Source organism: Leptospira johnsonii, assembly GCF_003112675.1.
GTDB lineage: Bacteria > Spirochaetota > Leptospiria > Leptospirales > Leptospiraceae > Leptospira_B > Leptospira_B johnsonii.
Genome location: NZ_BFAY01000011.1, coordinates 555,585 through 572,236 on the forward strand (window position 1 = coordinate 555,585; position 16,652 = coordinate 572,236).

At 41.7% G+C, this 16,652-nt stretch carries 15 protein-coding genes; 12 read left to right on the forward strand and 3 right to left on the reverse strand.

Annotation, left to right across the window (positions count from 1 at the left end):
• Positions 1 to 45: 45 nt before the first annotated feature.
• A complete protein-coding gene (locus tag LPTSP_RS11535; RefSeq protein ID WP_108928892.1) occupies positions 46 to 504 on the forward strand; it encodes a YHS domain-containing (seleno)protein in 459 nt (152 codons plus the stop codon).
• On the opposite strand, the gene LPTSP_RS11540 is transcribed toward LPTSP_RS11535, so the two are convergent.
• Positions 505 to 1,416 carry a DnaJ domain-containing protein gene (locus LPTSP_RS11540; RefSeq protein WP_108928893.1) on the reverse strand — a complete coding sequence of 304 codons (912 nt, stop codon included), beginning with the start codon at positions 1,414 to 1,416 and terminating at the stop codon, positions 505 to 507.
• Positions 1,417 to 1,521: 105 nt separating this feature from the next.
• Between LPTSP_RS11540 and LPTSP_RS11545 the strand changes: the two genes are divergently transcribed.
• The 5 genes from LPTSP_RS11545 to LPTSP_RS11565 are packed head-to-tail and all read left to right on the forward strand — an operon-like array spanning position 1,522 to position 6,875.
• Positions 1,522 to 3,381, forward strand: coding sequence for a carbon starvation CstA family protein (locus LPTSP_RS11545; RefSeq protein ID WP_108928894.1), 1,860 nt, complete (start codon positions 1,522 to 1,524; stop codon positions 3,379 to 3,381).
• On the forward strand, positions 3,378 to 3,929 hold the full coding sequence (locus LPTSP_RS11550) for an NUDIX hydrolase (protein ID WP_108928895.1): 552 nt from the start codon (positions 3,378 to 3,380) through the stop codon (positions 3,927 to 3,929). The genes LPTSP_RS11545 and LPTSP_RS11550 overlap by 4 nt, the downstream gene beginning before the upstream one ends.
• A 34-nt stretch (positions 3,930 to 3,963) precedes the next feature.
• A complete protein-coding gene (gene lsa66 / locus LPTSP_RS11555; protein WP_108928896.1) occupies positions 3,964 to 5,736 on the forward strand; it encodes a fibronectin-binding adhesin Lsa66 in 1,773 nt (590 codons plus the stop codon).
• A 1-nt stretch (position 5,737) separates the two neighbouring features.
• Positions 5,738 to 6,484, forward strand: a complete 747-nt coding sequence (locus LPTSP_RS11560; protein WP_108928897.1) for an NRDE family protein — start codon at positions 5,738 to 5,740, stop codon at positions 6,482 to 6,484.
• A 7-nt stretch (positions 6,485 to 6,491) separates the two neighbouring features.
• On the forward strand, positions 6,492 to 6,875 hold the full coding sequence (locus tag LPTSP_RS11565; RefSeq protein WP_108928898.1) for a PilZ domain-containing protein: 384 nt from the start codon (positions 6,492 to 6,494) through the stop codon (positions 6,873 to 6,875).
• 64 nt (positions 6,876 to 6,939) lie between these two features.
• Here the strand turns inward: LPTSP_RS11565 and LPTSP_RS11570 are convergent, their stop codons facing one another.
• Entirely contained in the window at positions 6,940 to 9,114 is a 2,175-nt protein-coding gene (locus tag LPTSP_RS11570; protein WP_108928899.1) for a copper-transporting P-type ATPase, read from the reverse strand.
• 162 nt (positions 9,115 to 9,276) lie between these two features.
• On the opposite strand from LPTSP_RS11570, the gene LPTSP_RS11575 reads away from it, so the two are divergent.
• Entirely contained in the window at positions 9,277 to 10,464 is a 1,188-nt protein-coding gene (locus tag LPTSP_RS11575; protein ID WP_108928900.1) for an MFS transporter, read from the forward strand.
• On the opposite strand, the gene cueR is transcribed toward LPTSP_RS11575, so the two are convergent.
• On the reverse strand, positions 10,450 to 10,839 hold the full coding sequence (cueR, locus tag LPTSP_RS11580) for a Cu(I)-responsive transcriptional regulator (protein WP_108928901.1): 390 nt from the start codon (positions 10,837 to 10,839) through the stop codon (positions 10,450 to 10,452). The genes LPTSP_RS11575 and cueR overlap by 15 nt on opposite strands.
• Positions 10,840 to 10,976: 137 nt before the next feature.
• Between cueR and LPTSP_RS11585 the strand changes: the two genes are divergently transcribed.
• From LPTSP_RS11585 to LPTSP_RS11605, 5 genes are all read left to right on the forward strand, one after another.
• Positions 10,977 to 11,183 (forward strand): heavy-metal-associated domain-containing protein, encoded by a 207-nt coding sequence (locus LPTSP_RS11585; RefSeq protein WP_108928902.1) that lies wholly within the window; start codon positions 10,977 to 10,979, stop codon positions 11,181 to 11,183.
• Positions 11,184 to 11,187: 4 nt separating this feature from the next.
• Entirely contained in the window at positions 11,188 to 13,512 is a 2,325-nt protein-coding gene (locus LPTSP_RS11590) for a heavy metal translocating P-type ATPase (protein WP_108928903.1), read from the forward strand.
• A 56-nt stretch (positions 13,513 to 13,568) separates the two neighbouring features.
• Positions 13,569 to 14,405 carry an adhesin OmpL37 family surface protein gene (locus LPTSP_RS11595; RefSeq protein ID WP_108928904.1) on the forward strand — a complete coding sequence of 279 codons (837 nt, stop codon included), beginning with the start codon at positions 13,569 to 13,571 and terminating at the stop codon, positions 14,403 to 14,405.
• A 75-nt stretch (positions 14,406 to 14,480) separates the two neighbouring features.
• The gene (locus LPTSP_RS11600) at positions 14,481 to 16,442 is read left to right on the forward strand and encodes a DUF4178 domain-containing protein (RefSeq protein ID WP_108928905.1); all 1,962 of its coding nucleotides are present in this window, start codon (positions 14,481 to 14,483) and stop codon (positions 16,440 to 16,442) included.
• A gap of 9 nt (positions 16,443 to 16,451) precedes the next feature.
• The gene (locus LPTSP_RS11605; protein ID WP_108928906.1) at positions 16,452 to 16,652 is read left to right on the forward strand and encodes a hypothetical protein; all 201 of its coding nucleotides are present in this window, start codon (positions 16,452 to 16,454) and stop codon (positions 16,650 to 16,652) included.

The window sequence follows — 16,652 nt, forward strand, 5'->3', positions numbered from 1 at the left end:
TTTTCTCCGATGTAACCTATTTCGATTTCATCCGAAGAAGGATACATGAACAAGTCGTATTTTTTACCGTTCTTATTTTTGCTTCTCTTAGACTGCAGCGGCAGACAGCTCGTGGATCCTATCTTTAAAGAGGACGGAAAAACCGCTATCCACGGTTTTGACCCGGTTGCTTATTTTACTGAATCTAAACCGAAAGAAGGAAACTCCAAATTCAGTTATCGTTGGCAGAATGCAGAGTGGAGATTCTCTTCTGAAAAAAACCTAGAGACTTTTAAAAAATCCCCTGAGAACTTCGCTCCTCAGTATGGAGGATATTGCGCTTACGCAATGAGAGACGGAGAAGCTTATGAAACAAATCCCAAAGCCTGGAAAATTGTCTCAGGAAAATTATATTTAAACTATAACGAAAAAGTCCACGGCTTTTGGGAAAGAGATGTGCCAGGCAATATTATAAAGGCCGATCAACAATGGAAAATCCTTCCTAGAAAAGAAACAAAGCCTTGATCAACGATCCTTCATTACTAAAAAATTATAGGATGCGATGATCTTTTGGGTCATTTCCAAACCGTCTTTGTTTACGTCCGGATGGTATTTTTTGATCATCTCTTTGTATTTATTTTTTAATTCAGTATTTGTATAATCTTCGGAGAGACCCAAAAATTCGCGATGGTCTCTTGTTTCTGCATCTTCGTCCTCGTAAAAAGATCTGGAGGAGAATTTCCTGCGAGAGTTGGATTTTTTCTTTTTCGTCTTTTCTCTTTCTTCTTCTCTGAATTTTCCAAAAATTTCGTAATAAGCCCTGTCCCTATATTCGGATGTGATTTGTCGGATGGGGAATAATTTTGTATTTAAGATCTGAAAGAAATAATTTCTTAAGAATACATCCGCTCCGTAATCTCCCGAAAAACCTTTTCTGTCCAAGAACTCAGTGATCCCATTGTCCACTAACCTTTGCAGATCGAATTTATCGTCGAAATAGGAGTCGAATGCATCCTCGAATTTTTTGGTAGAAGAGATGAGTAAAAGTAGAAGTTCCTTGTCCAGGTCATGTCTTTCTAATTTAGAAAGAACGATCTCTTTCAGAAAAGAGCGAAACTCATCCAGATAGGTATCGTCGAAAAACACTCCGCCTTTTGCAAATTCGGAGGCGAGACCTTCTATCTTTAAGACCTTCTCCAATAATAAAACGAGAAGATCCGCATTATCCTGGGTGAATCCTTGGGTACCTTTGGAAGAATATTCCCTTTCTCCCCTGAGAGCATAGAGAAGTTTAAAATAATCCTCTCTACGGATCTCTAAAATTTCGATCAGTTTGTCGGAAGAAATAAACCACTCACAATCATTGCTCCCGGACTGTAATTCGAAGATTACGTCCTCTAAGGATGATTTGACCTGATCGAAACTACGGGCGTTCAAAGCGAGAACCTATACTTAGACCCTCTGCCTCGAACCGAGTTTGTCTATTCATTTTCCCGATAAAAAAGATTTGATCCGGGCCGCATAAAACGAGATTTTTCCCACATGTTACCCCTTCTCGCGGTTTTTGGTTGTTTCACTCTTTATTTTTTAGGTTATAAGTTTTACTCCGGATATTTATCCAAGTCCATCTTCCAACTCAAAGACACTGTAGGTGATACCCCTGCTCATAAATTCAACGACGGTGTGGATTACCTTCCTACGAAGCCCGCAGTCCTATTCGGTCACCATTATGCTTCCATCGCGGGACTCGCTCCCATCCTAGGACCTGCGGTTGCAGTGATCTGGGGATGGTTGCCTGCAATGCTTTGGGTGGTATTGGGAGGAATATTCGTAGGTTGTGTCCATGATTTCGGAGCGATCGTAGTTTCGATCCGCAACCAAGGAAAATCGATAGGCCAAGTAGCTCAGGATCTTTTAGGACCAAGGGCGAGAAGTTTGTTTCATGCGATTATTTTTTTCTTAGTCGCTTTGGCAATGGGAGTGTTCGTGATCGTTCTTGCGGAAATGTTCTCGGCAGATCCTAAATTAAAGCAGGCTCCTGTAACTTCTCCTCCTAAAGTTGAACAAACACAAACTACTCCGAGCATCAAGGATCATGTTCACCCCTCCGAAGTTAGAGTCGAAACTCCTTCTTCTCCCATCAAACTCAGAAGTCATTTTCCGGAAGCGGTAATTCCTACTGCAGGGATCATGGTGTTTGCAGTGTTAGTAGGGTGGCTTCATTATAAAAAAGGAATGAAACTAGGACCTCTTACATTCGCGTCCGTGGCACTTACCTTAGTGGTTATGGTGCTTGGAATGAACGAATCCATTCTTTCCTGGACTGGCCTAAGCGATATAGACAAATCTCCTGGAGTCCCGATCTGGAAAATTATACTTCTTACATACGCTTTTCTGGCGTCAGTTACTCCGGTCTGGCTCCTTCTCCAAAGTAGGGACTATATCAATTCTTTCTTATTGTATTTGGGGATCATCGCAATCTATTTCGGCTTCGTAAAAGGAAGTATCTTCGGGGAATTTTCTTCCTTTAATGCGGAAGCGATCCGAACTGAAAAAGTGGATATGGATATTATTCCGTTCGTATTCATCACGATCGCATGCGGCGCTGTCTCCGGATTCCATGCTTTAGTAAGCTCCGGAACCACCGCAAAACAATTAGATAGAGAAATAGACGCAAGAGTGATCGGATATGGCGGAATGATCGGAGAGTCTCTTTTAGGCCTCACATCCGTAGTTGCTTGCACGATCGGATTTGCTTCTGCAGGAGAATGGTCTTCCTTCTATAAGTCTTGGTCGGGGATCCAGGGCCTCGCGCCTTCCGTAGGAGCTTATATCTATGGAACCGGAAGATTTATCTCTCAATTAGGATTCGACGAAAGTTTTGCACAAGGTTTTATCGCGCTTGTGGTAGTAAGTTTTGCCTTAACTTCCCTAGACTCAGCGACTAGATTACTAAGATATAATATTGAAGAGATCGCGGAAAGTTTCGGATCGGAAATTGTCAAAAAAACTTTAGGAAATCGTTATATTTCCAGTATTATCGCCTGTATTGCCATCGGATTTTTCGCATTCTTACAGATAGACCAGGGAGGCAAAAAAACTACAGCTGGACTGGCACTTTGGAAACTATTCGGGACCACGAACCAGCTACTTGCAGGACTTGCTTTACTTGTAATCAGCGTATATCTATTGTATTCTAAGAAAAAGACCTGGATCAGTTTTATACCAATGGTATTCGTATTAGGCGCTACACTTTGGGCCATGGTTATTAACTTCTACGATTTCTTATTCTCCAAATCCCCAAGCTATTTGCTTGCGGCAGTAGGAGGAGTTTTGATTTTTCTAACCCTTTGGTTATTATTAGAAGCGATCCTAGCTTGGAGAAGGTTTTCTAAAGCATGAAATTTTGCAGCGTTTGCGGCTCGGAAGTAGTCCAAAAAGTCCCAGAAGGAGACAGTCTCACAAGATATGTTTGTGAGAACTGTGGGACCATACATTACCAAAATCCAAAGGTAATTGTGGGGACCATTCCTATCTGGGAAGGGAAAATACTACTCTGCAAACGTGCGATAGAACCTAGAAAAGGATATTGGACCTTACCGGCCGGATTTTTAGAAAATAGAGAAACAGTAGAAGAAGGAGCCGCAAGAGAAACCTCCGAAGAAGCGAACGCAAAGATAGATATAGTCCGACTTCATTCCGTGTATAGCATTCCTCATATCAGCCAAGTGTATATGTTCTTCCTCGCAAACCTGATAGACGGAATTTTTTCGGAAAGTTCAGAATCGGAAGAGGTGAAACTATTCACTCCGGATGAGATCCCTTGGGAAGAGATTGCATTCGCTTCGGTCACATTTGCGTTGAAACGTTATACTGAAAGGCCTGAGACATCCGAGACCGGCACTCACTTGGGTTCCATCCGCAGCAGAAAACTAGAGGATAAAACATAAGTGCATTTTTTCTCGGAAGGAATTTCCTAGTAGCATGTTCGGAAAATTTTTTCCTTTTTTAGGTCTTCTGGGAGTTCTATACTCCTCCTCGGTTTCCGCAAATTCGCTCATCAGCACGGAATCCGGCTCATTTTCTCCGAACTGGGACGGGGTCTCTGACATTCTCCGATTCAAGATACAAACTTCTTCTTTGCCAAAACTCCAAGACTGGGAGTTAACGATCAGAAGCGCCTCAGGGGAAACCGTACGAAAATTCGAAGCAGGTAAGATCAGAAAGAAAGGGTTCACACTTTTTTCAGACGACAACGAATTTGCGCCGGAAGATATTTATCTGCCTTCTATCCTAGAATGGGATGGAGAGAATGAAAACGGAATTCCAGTTGGAGATGGATATTACACTTATCAGTTATTCTTACTCACTACAAACAAAGAAAGGATCCTCTCCGAAGAGTCTACATTCTACTTGGATGCGAGACCTCCCAAAGCAGAAGCAAATTGTAAAACCAAATTATTATTAAGCGATGATAGGAATTTGTCTAAGATCATCATACAACAAAAAACATCCGGAGAATCCGCAGATATTTTCATCGGAGAATTTTTAGACTTCGAAGGAAGATCCTTAAAAGCTTATACTTGGAGAACTAGAGAGGTTCCTTTTCAACTCGTGTGGGACGGAACGGATTCCAATGGTAAGCCTGTGCCTCCAGGTCTTTATACTTATAAACTAACAGGCAGAGATCCCGCAGGAAACGAATCCGTCGATAAGATCGAAAATCTGACTATAAAAAACGAATCTTCCGGAGTGGATCTAAATGTAGAAGGATATCTATTTCCTTCCGATCCAAACAATCCTTTAAATCGTATTAAATTTTACTCATACGTGTCCTCCAAATTGAGATCGGATTCTTATGAATTGGAAATTTTTAAGAATGAAGTAAAAGAGGACAATTTAGTCTACTCCCAAAAATCCTTAGGAGAACCTCCTGCAGAACTGATCTGGGAACCTAAAAATAAGGAAAATAAACCTTTAGGTCCGGGAACTTATCTATACCGTCTAACGGTGCATAACAAATACGATAAACACATAAGTGTTCCTAAAAAATTCCAACTTTCCGACCAGAGACCAAAATTCTCCTACGACGTCTCTCCCAGCGGATTTACGCCGGATGGAGATTGGCAAAAAGATCTCGTCGAGATCCGTCTAAGATCCAAAGGACTTCCAATCGAATCCTGGAAGATCAATATTATGGAATCTTATTTCGATGGAGATAAACAAGAAGAAAGGATCGTCCGAAGCTGGAACGGGACAGGAAACGGTCCAGACAAATTGATCTGGTACGGATTAGACGATCAAGGCAGAAGAATAGGATCCCTCGCAGAACTAAGATTTGTTCTCTCTTATAAAGACGTTTTCGGCGGAGAAGAAGAATTAGAACTCGGAGATATCAAAACCGATATCCTTGTCGTAAAAGAAAAAGAAGGATTCAGATTCTCCGTCCCAAATCGTATCTACGAAGACAAATGGTGGACATTACCTTCTAAACTAAAATCGGTCTTAAACAAATTTCCAGGATATAAAGCTGAACTGCAAATCCACACATCTCACAGAGGGGACGACGAATATAATCTAAGAGCTTCGGAAGAAAAAGCGAAGAAGGTATTCCAGTCCTTATTCGGAAAAGATTATGAATTCGGAAGATATAGATTCAGAGGTTACGGGGAAACCTTACCTTTGATCCCAGGAAACGGAGCTTACGAAGTGGATCGGAACGAAAGAGTAGATTTCTTTCTAAGCGTAGGAAAATAAAATGTGCACTTCTTTGATCTATAGAGATCCGAGCAAAGGAATACTCGGAGTCGGATTTAACAGAGACGAATCCGTGAAAAGGAAACCTTCTCTTTTTCCCCAACTACTTGAATCCAATTCTGGAAAAGCAATTGCACCAATCGACGGAGAGGCAGGAGGCACTTGGATCGGAGTCACCCAAACAGGAGAAATTATCTGTCTAGTGAATTACTACGAAGCCACCTTAAAATTACTGCGCAATCCCGTAAGCAGAGGACTTCTGGTCCGTTCCGTACTTTTAGGAGAAAGAACTCCCGAGTCTTATACGGACTCCGAACTGGAAAGATATTATCCGTTCAAACTATTCAAGGTAAGCAGAGAGAAGACCGAAATTTTTATTTGGGATGGTAAGTCCTACCAAACCGAGACAGACTCAGAAACATTTGCGGTTTTCGGAAGTTCATTCACTCAAGGACCCAAGGCCCAAGTCGTAAGAAAGGAGACCTTCGATTCAAATTTTCGCCCTTCTTCCCTTCCGGATGCCACAGGGTTTACAAATATAGCTAAGTCATTTTTATCTTCTCACCTACCGGAGCAAGGCGCTCTATCGCCTTGTATGCATAGAAGAGACGCACATTCCGTTTCCAGAACTGTAATCGTTTTGGACGGGGCTTCCGTTTATTTCTCTTACAAGAATTCTCAGCCTTGTGAAGAAGGACCGGAAGAAGATTACAATTTCACTTTGACTGAATTTCGAACTTCTGCATGATTGTCGTATGGCGGGCACTAATTCCCTTTTCGATGACAAATACGAATACCGGGACCCTTCTCAACAGAAGAGGAAGAACGCTCGTGTCAAAATCACCATCGACGGCGATTTTATAGTTAAAGGTAAGACCCAAAAATTTCCAGTATTCATCGTTGATATAGGAACAGGAGGAGCAGGCTTAGAGACCCGCACTTCCGTTTTCGAAGGAGACCGGATCATCCTGTACGGAAATATCAACGGCAAAAATATGGAACTTGAGTCTGAAGTGATCCGAGTCTCCGGAAAAAAAGCGAACGTAATCTTCATTAGCCTTTCCGACGAAGACAAAGATCTTATCCAAGACCTGATCCACAAAAAGTTCTTCGACAAAGACAAAAAGCCTCTATCTTAACATTTTGCGCTTTCGCATCCTTAGCGGGTCAACCGCATCAGCTTAGCAAAATTCAAGAACAAGATCATAATTCCGTTTTTCTGAGACGAAGAGCGTTCATCACTACTGAAACTGAACTGAGACTCATAGCAGCTCCTGCTAGCATAGGAGAGAGTAAGATCCCGAAAAAAGGATACAGTAGTCCTGCAGCGATAGGTATTCCCAAAAAGTTATAAGCGAATGAAAAGAATAGGTTCATTTTTATATTCTTCATAGTCGCTTTACTTAAACGGATCACTTTAGATATTCCTAATAGATCTCCCTTAACCAAAGTAATAGACGCACTTTGGATGGCGATTTCCGTTCCGGATCCCATGGCGATCCCTACGTCTGATTCGGATAGCGCCGGAGCATCATTAATACCGTCACCTGCAACCAGCAGGATCTCATTTTCTTTTTTGGCCGATTTTACAATCTCCTTCTTTCCTTCAGGACTTAATTCGGAATAGATTTCCTTTATCCCTATCTGGTCCCCCACTTTTTTAGCGGAAGCTTTTGCATCCCCGGTAAGCATCACGATCCTTATACCAAAAGATCTGATATCCGAAACAGCCTTAGGAGTAGTCTCTTTGATCGGGTCTGTAACACAGATGATGCCTAGATATTTTTCCTCTTCGGCGACCCAAACCACTGTTTTTCCTTGATTTAAAAAAACTTCTTCATTCTTTAAAAGATCTTGAGGTATTTCTTTTACGTTCCAAAATTTCTTTTTACCTACGTATGCGGATTTACCTTCTATTTTGCCGGTGACTCCGTTACCCGTAATCGAAGAGAAATCAACCACATCAGGAATCTGAATGCCGGACTCTTCCGCTTTACGAACGATCGCTTTGGCGATCGGATGTTCGCTCCTAGATTCTAAAGCAGAGGCCAATTTTAAGATCTGCTCATTCTCCGGATAAATTTCCGTCACTCTAGGGCGTCCTTCCGTCAATGTTCCGGTTTTATCTGTAAATAGAACTGTTCCCTTCTCCGTTTTTTCCAATGCTTCCGCATTACGTATCAAGATCCCGTTCTGAGCCCCGATACCCACTCCCACCATTACGGAAATAGGGGTCGCAAGTCCTAAAGCACAAGGACAAGCGATGATCAGAACGGATAATGAATTTAAAACCGCGTAAGAAAGAGAAGGCTCCGGGCCGAAAAAATACCAAACACAAAAAGTAATGACTGAGATGAGAAGAACAAAAGGAACGAGCCATCCGGCAACACGATCCGCCAAACCTTGTATAGGTGCCTTGCTTCTCTGAGCTTCCTCCACCATATGAATGATTTGTGATAGAGCCGTTTCGGATCCTACTTTGTCCGCTCTCAAAACGAAACTTCCGGTTTGGTTGACTGTGGCCCCGAAGACACGATCCCCTTTTTCTTTTTTTACAGGAACTGGTTCTCCGGTCAGCATAGACTCTTCCACATAGCTAGAACCTTCTTCTATCTTGCCGTCGATCGGGATTTTTTCTCCCGGTTTAACTCTAAGTCTATCCCCTACTCGGATCTCTTCTATTTGGATCTCTCTTTCCGAATTTCCTTCCAATAAATGAGCGGTTTTAGGAGATAACCCTAAGAGTGCCTGGATCGCTCCTCCAGTCCTTCTCTGCGCTCTAACCTGAAGGTATTCGCCTAATATAACTAAGGTGAGAATAACTGAAGCTGCTTCAAAATATAAAGCTGCCTTACCGTGAGAATGAAGAGCGTCCGGAAAAAAATCGGAAAAGAAAAGAGCTGCGGTGGAGAATAAGTAAGCTGCCCCTACTCCTATCACGATCAGACTGTACATGTTCAGGTTCATAGTCTTGAAGGAGATTATCCCTTTTCTCACCAAAAAGAACCCGGGTCCCCAAAATACCAAAGAAGATAAGACGAATTGTATATGATCTCCAAAGCCAAGAGTGAATTCGGAAATGGAATGAGGAAAAAACATCTCCAATGTCGCCAGAAGAAATAAAGGGAGGGTCAAGATAGTAGATAATACAAATTTAATAAATAAGGAATGGGTCTCCTTATCTTCGGCATCGGAATCCGGATCTCCACCTTGAGGGACCAAAGTCATCCCGCAAATAGGACAGTCTCCAGGTTTATCTCGACGTATTTCCGGGTGCATCGGACAAACATATTCCGTTTTTCTGAAGGGTTTTACAGGTTCTGAGACCTTTTGCGCTACTGGATGATGACTATGCTTGTGATTAGAATGTTCGTCCATAATACTTTTGCCTTTTGCTCCAGATTATCAGATCATACTTCCAAGAGGAGAAGTGGACTCCCCTGCTGTTGGATCGATATTTCTTAAAAAGATATGAGATTCTTGTTTTAAAAAATCCTTTTTTACTCGGAATACAACTAACATTTATCAAAAAGGGGAAGAATGAAAAAAATCACCAAGGCAGTCTGGATACTTTCATTCATAAGTCTTTTTACGGATATATCCAGCGAGATGTTGTACCCGATCATGCCTCTTTACTTAAAGAGCATAGGATTCTCTGTAGTTCTGATCGGAGTCTTGGAAGGATTTGCAGAAGCGATCGCCGGACTTAGCAAAGGTTATTTCGGAAAACTTTCCGACCAAAACGGAAAGAGAGTTCCTTTCGTTCAGTTCGGATATTTATTAAGCGCAGTTTCTAAACCCATTATGGGATTTTTCACTTTCCCTCTTTGGATCTTTTTATCCAGGACCATGGATCGATTGGGGAAGGGGATCAGAACAGGTGCAAGAGACGCATTACTTTCAGACGAGGCAACACAAGAAACCAAAGGTACAGTGTTCGGATTCCATCGTTCTATGGATACTTTAGGAGCGGTGATCGGACCTACGTTCGCTTTAGTGTTTCTATTCTTTTATCCGGAAAATTATTCTGTTCTGTTCTTTATAGCGGCAATTCCAGGACTCTCCGCATTTTTGATCTCGGGTCTTCTCAAAGAAAAGAGCAAAGACATTCAGATAACACAAGAGAAACCAAACTTTCTCTCTTACTTTATCTATTGGAAGAATGCACCGATCGCTTATAAAAAATTAGTGATCGGCCTTTTGATCTTCGGATTAATCAATAGCTCCGATCTTTTTCTTCTTTTAATGGCAAAAGCAAAAGGATTAGAAGATTCACAGGTAATCGGAATATACATTTTTTATAATCTAGTTTACGCCTTATTTTCACTTCCTGCGGGTATCTTTGCCGATAAGTTCGGGCTCAAACCAACTTTGGTCTTGGGTTTATTCGTATTCGCTTTTGTATATGGAGGAATGGCATTCGCAGAAAATCAGATCCATTTTTATTCCTTATTCTTTTTATACGGGATCTATGCTGCCAGCACAGAAGGGATCTCCAAGGCATTAATCACTAATATCACTCCTAAAACAGATTCAGCTTCTGCCATAGGGACATTCGCTGGATTGAATAGTATTGCAGCTTTGATTGCGAGTAATCTGGGCGGATTGATCTGGTTTTATTCCGGTCCTAAAAGTATGTTCGCAGTTTCTGCTCTAGTTTCTATAACCGTCGCTTTCTATTTCGCCCGTCTTTCCATCAAGAACAGAGAAAGTTCACTCTCCTTCTAACTCTTCTAGAATAGGACAGTCGGGTCTATGATCTCCGTGACAATGTTTCGCTAAATGAGTGAGAGTATCGCACATGGATTGTAATTCCAAAATTTTAGCCTGCATTTCTTTTACATGACTCATGGCGAGAGATTTGACCTGTGCACTTGCCCTGGATTTATTTTTCCAGAGTCCCAATAACTGTTTGATCTCCTGCAAAGGAAACCCCAAACCTCTGGCCCTTTTGATAAATCTCAGTGTATGTATGTCTTTTTCTGAATATAATCTGTACCCAGATTCAGCCCGAATGGGTTTGGACACTAATCCTATAGATTCGTAATGACGGACTAATTTCGGGTTTACCCCGGATAATTTGGCTACTTCTCCGATATTCATAAAATCATAACCTTCCAATCATTAGAAGGTTTAAAAAACTCATTTTTTACGAAAAAAATGATTTTTTTTGGATTAGGGCCTTGACCTTCCCACTATTGGAAGGTTGAGAATAGGAATATAGATCAAGGAGAAATAAAATGTACCAAATCAAATTATCAGGAATGACCTGCGATCATTGCGTAAGGACAGTATCTAAAACAATCCAATCCTTCGATACAGAAACTAAACCTGTGGTGGATCTAAACTCGCAGACTGCACGTTTCGAAACCGAGAAGGATATTACTTCTCTTTCGAAAATGTTAGAGGAAGAAGGTTATCCTGTGGTTTCCATCAATAAGGAGTAAACAGATGAGCGCAGAAATTAGAGAAGATATCAAGACCTTCTCCCCCGAAGGAAAAACATCCGAGATCACTTTAGATCTTTTCGGAATGACCTGTGCCAACTGTGCAAGAAGGATTGAAACAGGTTTGAACAAAGTCGACGGAGTGGAGGAAGCTCGGGTCAATTTCGGAAGAGAAACCGCATTCGTTCGATTTAAAGATCCGATTGAACCTTCACAATTATTTTCTAAAGTAGAATCCTTAGGTTATTCTGCAAAAGAACATTCCGAGAACAATTATAAAGAAACGGAAGAGCTTCATCGGAAAGAAAGATCCAAATTAAGATATAGGTTTTTTATCTCACTCTTATTTGTATCTCCCCTATTCTATTCCATGGTTTCCCATTTTTCGTTTTTGGAATTCTTGCCGAATCCAAAAGCCCTCATGCATCCTTGGATACAATTCCTGTTGGCATTTCCTGTCCAGTTCTGGATCGGATTTCCATTTTACAAAAGTTCATTCAGAGCCATCAAAAACGGAAGCGCGAACATGGACGTTTTGGTTTCCTTAGGAACCTCTGCGGCATTCGGATACAGCTTTATACTTTCTCTCTTGCAAGGGATCCAGCAGGGAGATCTATTCTTCTCTTCTTTTTGGGAAGAAGGCACACATATACATTCACTTCCTCCTCTGTATTACGAAACGTCTGCAGTATTACTTTGCTTTATAATCGCCGGAAAATGGATGGAAGCAGAAGCAAAAGGCAAAAGTTCTTCCGCAATCCAAACCTTGCTGGAATTAAAACCCGAAACCGCGCGTATTAAAAAAGAAGAAGCTTGGTCGGAGATCCCCACAGAGTACGTAAAGAAAGGGGATATCCTACAAGTCAGACCCGGAGAAAAATTTCCGGTAGATGCAGTCGTGTTAGAAGGTTTCAGCTCCGTAGACGAATCAATGTTAACAGGCGAAAGTCTTCCCTTGGACAAAAAGAAAGACAGCCAAGTATTCGGAGGAACAGTCAACGGAAATGGGAGCCTGATTGTCCAAGCCACCTCTGTCGGATCTGAAACGGTGCTCGCATCCATTATTAAAACTGTCGAAGAAGCACAGAGCTCCAAAGCTCCTATCCAAAAGATTGCGGATAAAATTTCCGCTGTGTTCGTTCCGGCAGTGATCCTGATCTCTTTGTTTAACTTTTTATTATGGTTCTTCTTTTTAGAAGCAGGAGACTTGGGATCTGCTTTGGAAAAATCGATCGCAATCTTAGTGATTGCCTGTCCCTGTGCTTTAGGGCTCGCTACTCCAATCTCAATTTTGGTAGGAACAGGAAAGGCAGCGAGCCTTGGGATCCTATTCAGAAATTCGGAGGTTTTAGAAACTACAGCTTCCTTAAACGTGATCGCATTCGATAAAACGGGGACTATCACTGAAGGAAATCCTTCCGTTACGGACTATAAGTTTTTAGGAGAAGAATCGGATCTACTTTCTTCTTCTGCGTCTGCTGAGTCTGCGTCTTCTCACCCTTTAGGAAAAGCGATCGTTTCCTTTGTGAGATCCAAAGGCCATTCTATCCCTTCTTCTAAAAATTTACAGACTGTTCCTGGACTTGGGATCACTGCTAAAGTGAACCGAAGCGAAATTAAGATTGGGAAACTGGAATTTTTCGATAAACAAGAAAGTTTTCCTAAGGATTTATTAGATATTTCTAATTCTTGGGAGAAAGCAGGAAAAACAGTAGTTTGGGCCAAATCGGAGAATACCGCCGTTGGAACTCCTACATGGATCATTTTTGCAATAGAAGACATCATCCGGCAAAATGCAAAATCCGCGTTAGAAAAATTGAATTCTCTCGGGATCGAAACCTTATTGCTAACCGGAGATCATTTGTCCGTTGCAGAAAATATCTCCTCAAAAGTTGGGATTAAAAATGTGCACGCTTCTCTTCTTCCTAAAGAAAAAGCGGAGATACTTTCCGATCTACAATCCAAAGGAAAAATCGTAGGAATGACTGGCGACGGTATCAACGACTCACCCGCATTAGCAAAAGCAGATGTAGGATTTGCAATGGGCACAGGAACTGGAGTCGCGATAGAGACAGCAGGAGTGGTTTTAGTAAAAGGAGATCTAGAAAAAATTGCAGAGGCAATCTTGATCGCAAAAGCTACCACCGCAAATATCCGACAAAATTTTTTCTGGGCCTTAGCTTATAACACTCTCGGGATCCCAATCGCAGCCGCCGGACTTTTAGCTCCTTGGATCGCAGGCGCCATGATGGCGTTCAGTTCCGTTTCTGTGGTACTAAACGCTCTAAGACTTAAGAAAAAGGACATAAGACAAAAAATCGTTCAGTGAAATTTATCTTGTAATGGGGTTCAATTTGGACCCCTCTTATTTCCGAAAATCCTAATATGGGATCGAAAAGAAATCTTACATATTTCATTCTTCTTTTCGCATTTCTAATTCTTCCTTTTGAACAAACAAAGGCGGACTTGGACAGCAATAGAGCCACCGCATTAGTCCGAGTAGAAAGAGGATTAAAACAAAACGAATTTCATCTTAAAGCGATCAACAGCACTATCTCGAATTACGGAACTGAAGAAGATAAAGCATTGTTCCGCAGATGTTTGCAACATCATATAGAGACATTCACTCTGTATTTACAATTCGATTTAGGACACTCTTACGATGAGATGCGCCAAACCCAAAGATTATTAGTGGTATTATATTCCAAGGCTGTGGAAGCCTCTGCATCCAACGTGAGAAGAGAATTGGATTTTTTATCCAAATACGCACTTAGGACCAAAGACGCAGAAGCAAGACATCATTTGGAAATGGGCTATCGGGAATACGGAGCCTCCAACCAAAAGAAAACTATAGCTGACAATACAAGACCCTATCTACCTGGGATTAAAACCCAATACTTGTATGAGGCTCTGAAATTATTAAAACAATCCAGAGAATACGTCATTCTTCTTTCCTTAAAATTTCTTTCCGACTTTGAGCCAGATCTACAAACCACTGAATTCGAAGAAATTTATAACGAGATCAACCGTGCAATGTTCAGCAAGGCGGATTATTATAATCGGATCCATTTCGATAATCATTTTCATATTTTCAATTCTCCGAATCTATACGAGGCTACTTGGGAAAATCCTGGCCTGCAAGAATTGGAAAAAGCTTTGGGAGATATAGATCCCGCCAGCGATCGGGCAAGAAGAATGGCGAAACGCTCCGTAATCCCCTAAAAATTCTGGAAATTTCTTTCGGAGCCTTAAAACCAGGATTGACAGAGTATCCTCCCGAAGTTATCACCTTTCTTTGTGTCGGAACTAAGTTGTCCTAATTGCGGAGCCCCTGTCCCCATCATTAATAAAGCTTCCGTTTATGCGGTTTGCTCTAGTTGTAAAACTCTCTCCCTCAAAAAAGATGTGAATCTGGAAAAGATCGGCACCGCAGGGGAACTCGCCGACGATCATTCCATCATACAACTCGGGACCCAGGGGAATTATAAAGGTACTCCATTCCGGGTGATCGGGAGGATCCAACTCAAATTCGAATTAGGCTTCTGGAACGAATGGCATCTCATGGAAGGAGACGGAAGTTCCGCATGGCTGGGAGAAGCCCAAGGTTCCTATTATTATACAAAACTAAATGTTGGAATTCCTACAGACAAAATCCCAACCTTAGAAGGAGACGAGGACCCTGTCGTTATCGCCTCAGGCCGAAGAGAAAGGATCACTCCTGGAGACAGTTTTTACTTAGGTGAGAACTGGACCCTAAAAGAGATCATGAAAGCTGTCTGCGTCGGTGGAGAAGGTGAACTTCCGATTGGATTCCAAACCGGATACGAAGCAGTCTTATTAGATCTAGCAAGCGAAGACGGATTATTCGGTACGTTGGACTACTCCGAATCTCCTGCATTATTATTCTCCGGAAGTTTTGCCCCATTAGAAGAATTGAATTTAACCGGGCTCAGACAAGAAGAAGTCGCATACAACCAAGCTCAGATCCCGGCCAAGTCTATAGAATGTAAAGGTTGTGGAGCTTCTCTCAATCAATTCAGTCCTGACTTCTCCAAATCATTGGCATGCGAATATTGTGGATCCGTAATGGATACCGAAAGCGAAGATCTGAAGATCATCGCTAAATTTGATCAGGTTTCGAAAGATAATGTTCTTCTTCCTTTAGGAACTCCAATCAAACTGCCTGATTTCCCCGAATCGAAAGTAATCGGGGTTTTACGAAAATCCACGGAAGTAGACGACGAGACTTACACCTGGACTGATTATCTTCTCCGATACAAAGGCGGATATGCCTGGTTGAATGAGAATGGAGACAACTGGACTTATTTTGAGCCTCTGCCCGGAGTTCCAAAATGGGCCCCCGGACTAAAACGTATCTTCCAAAAAAGATCTTATAAATGGTTCGCTAATGCAGATTCAAATACCGATTTTGCTTTAGGAGAATTTTACTGGAAAGTTTCCGCAGGAGAGAAGGCGCAAATAGAGGATTTCATCTCCCCTCCTTATATGATCTCTTCAGAGAGAACGGATAAGGAACTCTTCTGGTCCAAGGGGACTTTTATTCCTTTTGAGACAATGAAGTCTGCCGTTCCTCTGGACACAGCATCTAAATTAAGAAAACCTGAAATAGTCGGGGTATGTGAACCGAATCCTTTCAAGATCAGACTAAAACGGAACCTATGGGTGGCATCCGCTCTCACTGCCATATTTCTTGCGTTCCAAGTATACGGGTGTATCAAGGCTAAAAACCAAATCGTCTATCAAGGAAAATTCAAATACGTCCAAACCTCCATGCCGAATTCTGAAATTGGTAGTACTAATTTTAGAGATAATTCCTTTGTAACGGATGTATTCGAGCTGAAGGGAGAAGCAAGCGAGAATGTGGAGATCCAAATCGAAGCTCCCGAATTAGACAATAAGTATTTATTCTTCTCTGCTGCTTTGATCAATGAAGACACAGATACTGCTTATGATACTTCTATCGAAACCAGTTATTATCATGGAGTCGACGATGGAGAGTCCTGGTCCGAGGGTTCCAAATCGGATTCTAAATCTTTGGCGGAGATCCCTCCAGGACGATATTATCTTAGATTAGAAAGCCAATCAGATTTCCCTGTGGGTTGGGGTTCAGATTACAACGTAAAGGTGATAAGAGATGTGATGAGCCCTGCTCCATTCTTCTTATTTTCCATTTTCTTATGGCTTCCTTTGATCTACACATTTTTCAGAAGTTATTCTTTCGAATCCAAAAGAGTTTAAGGATTTATTATGTGGAATTTTATAAAAGGACTTGTTTATCCTCTGTTCGCTGCCTCGTTAGGACTGGGTTTTTTTTCGGAATACACAAAAGGTGGAGCTTCCACCGATTTCGAAGAAGTGAATCAAGTTCCTAAAACAGTCAGACAGAACCCTGGCATCTACCGTTCTCATTATGCTTGGTTCACCAGAAATTTCCCAGGGGGAAAATAA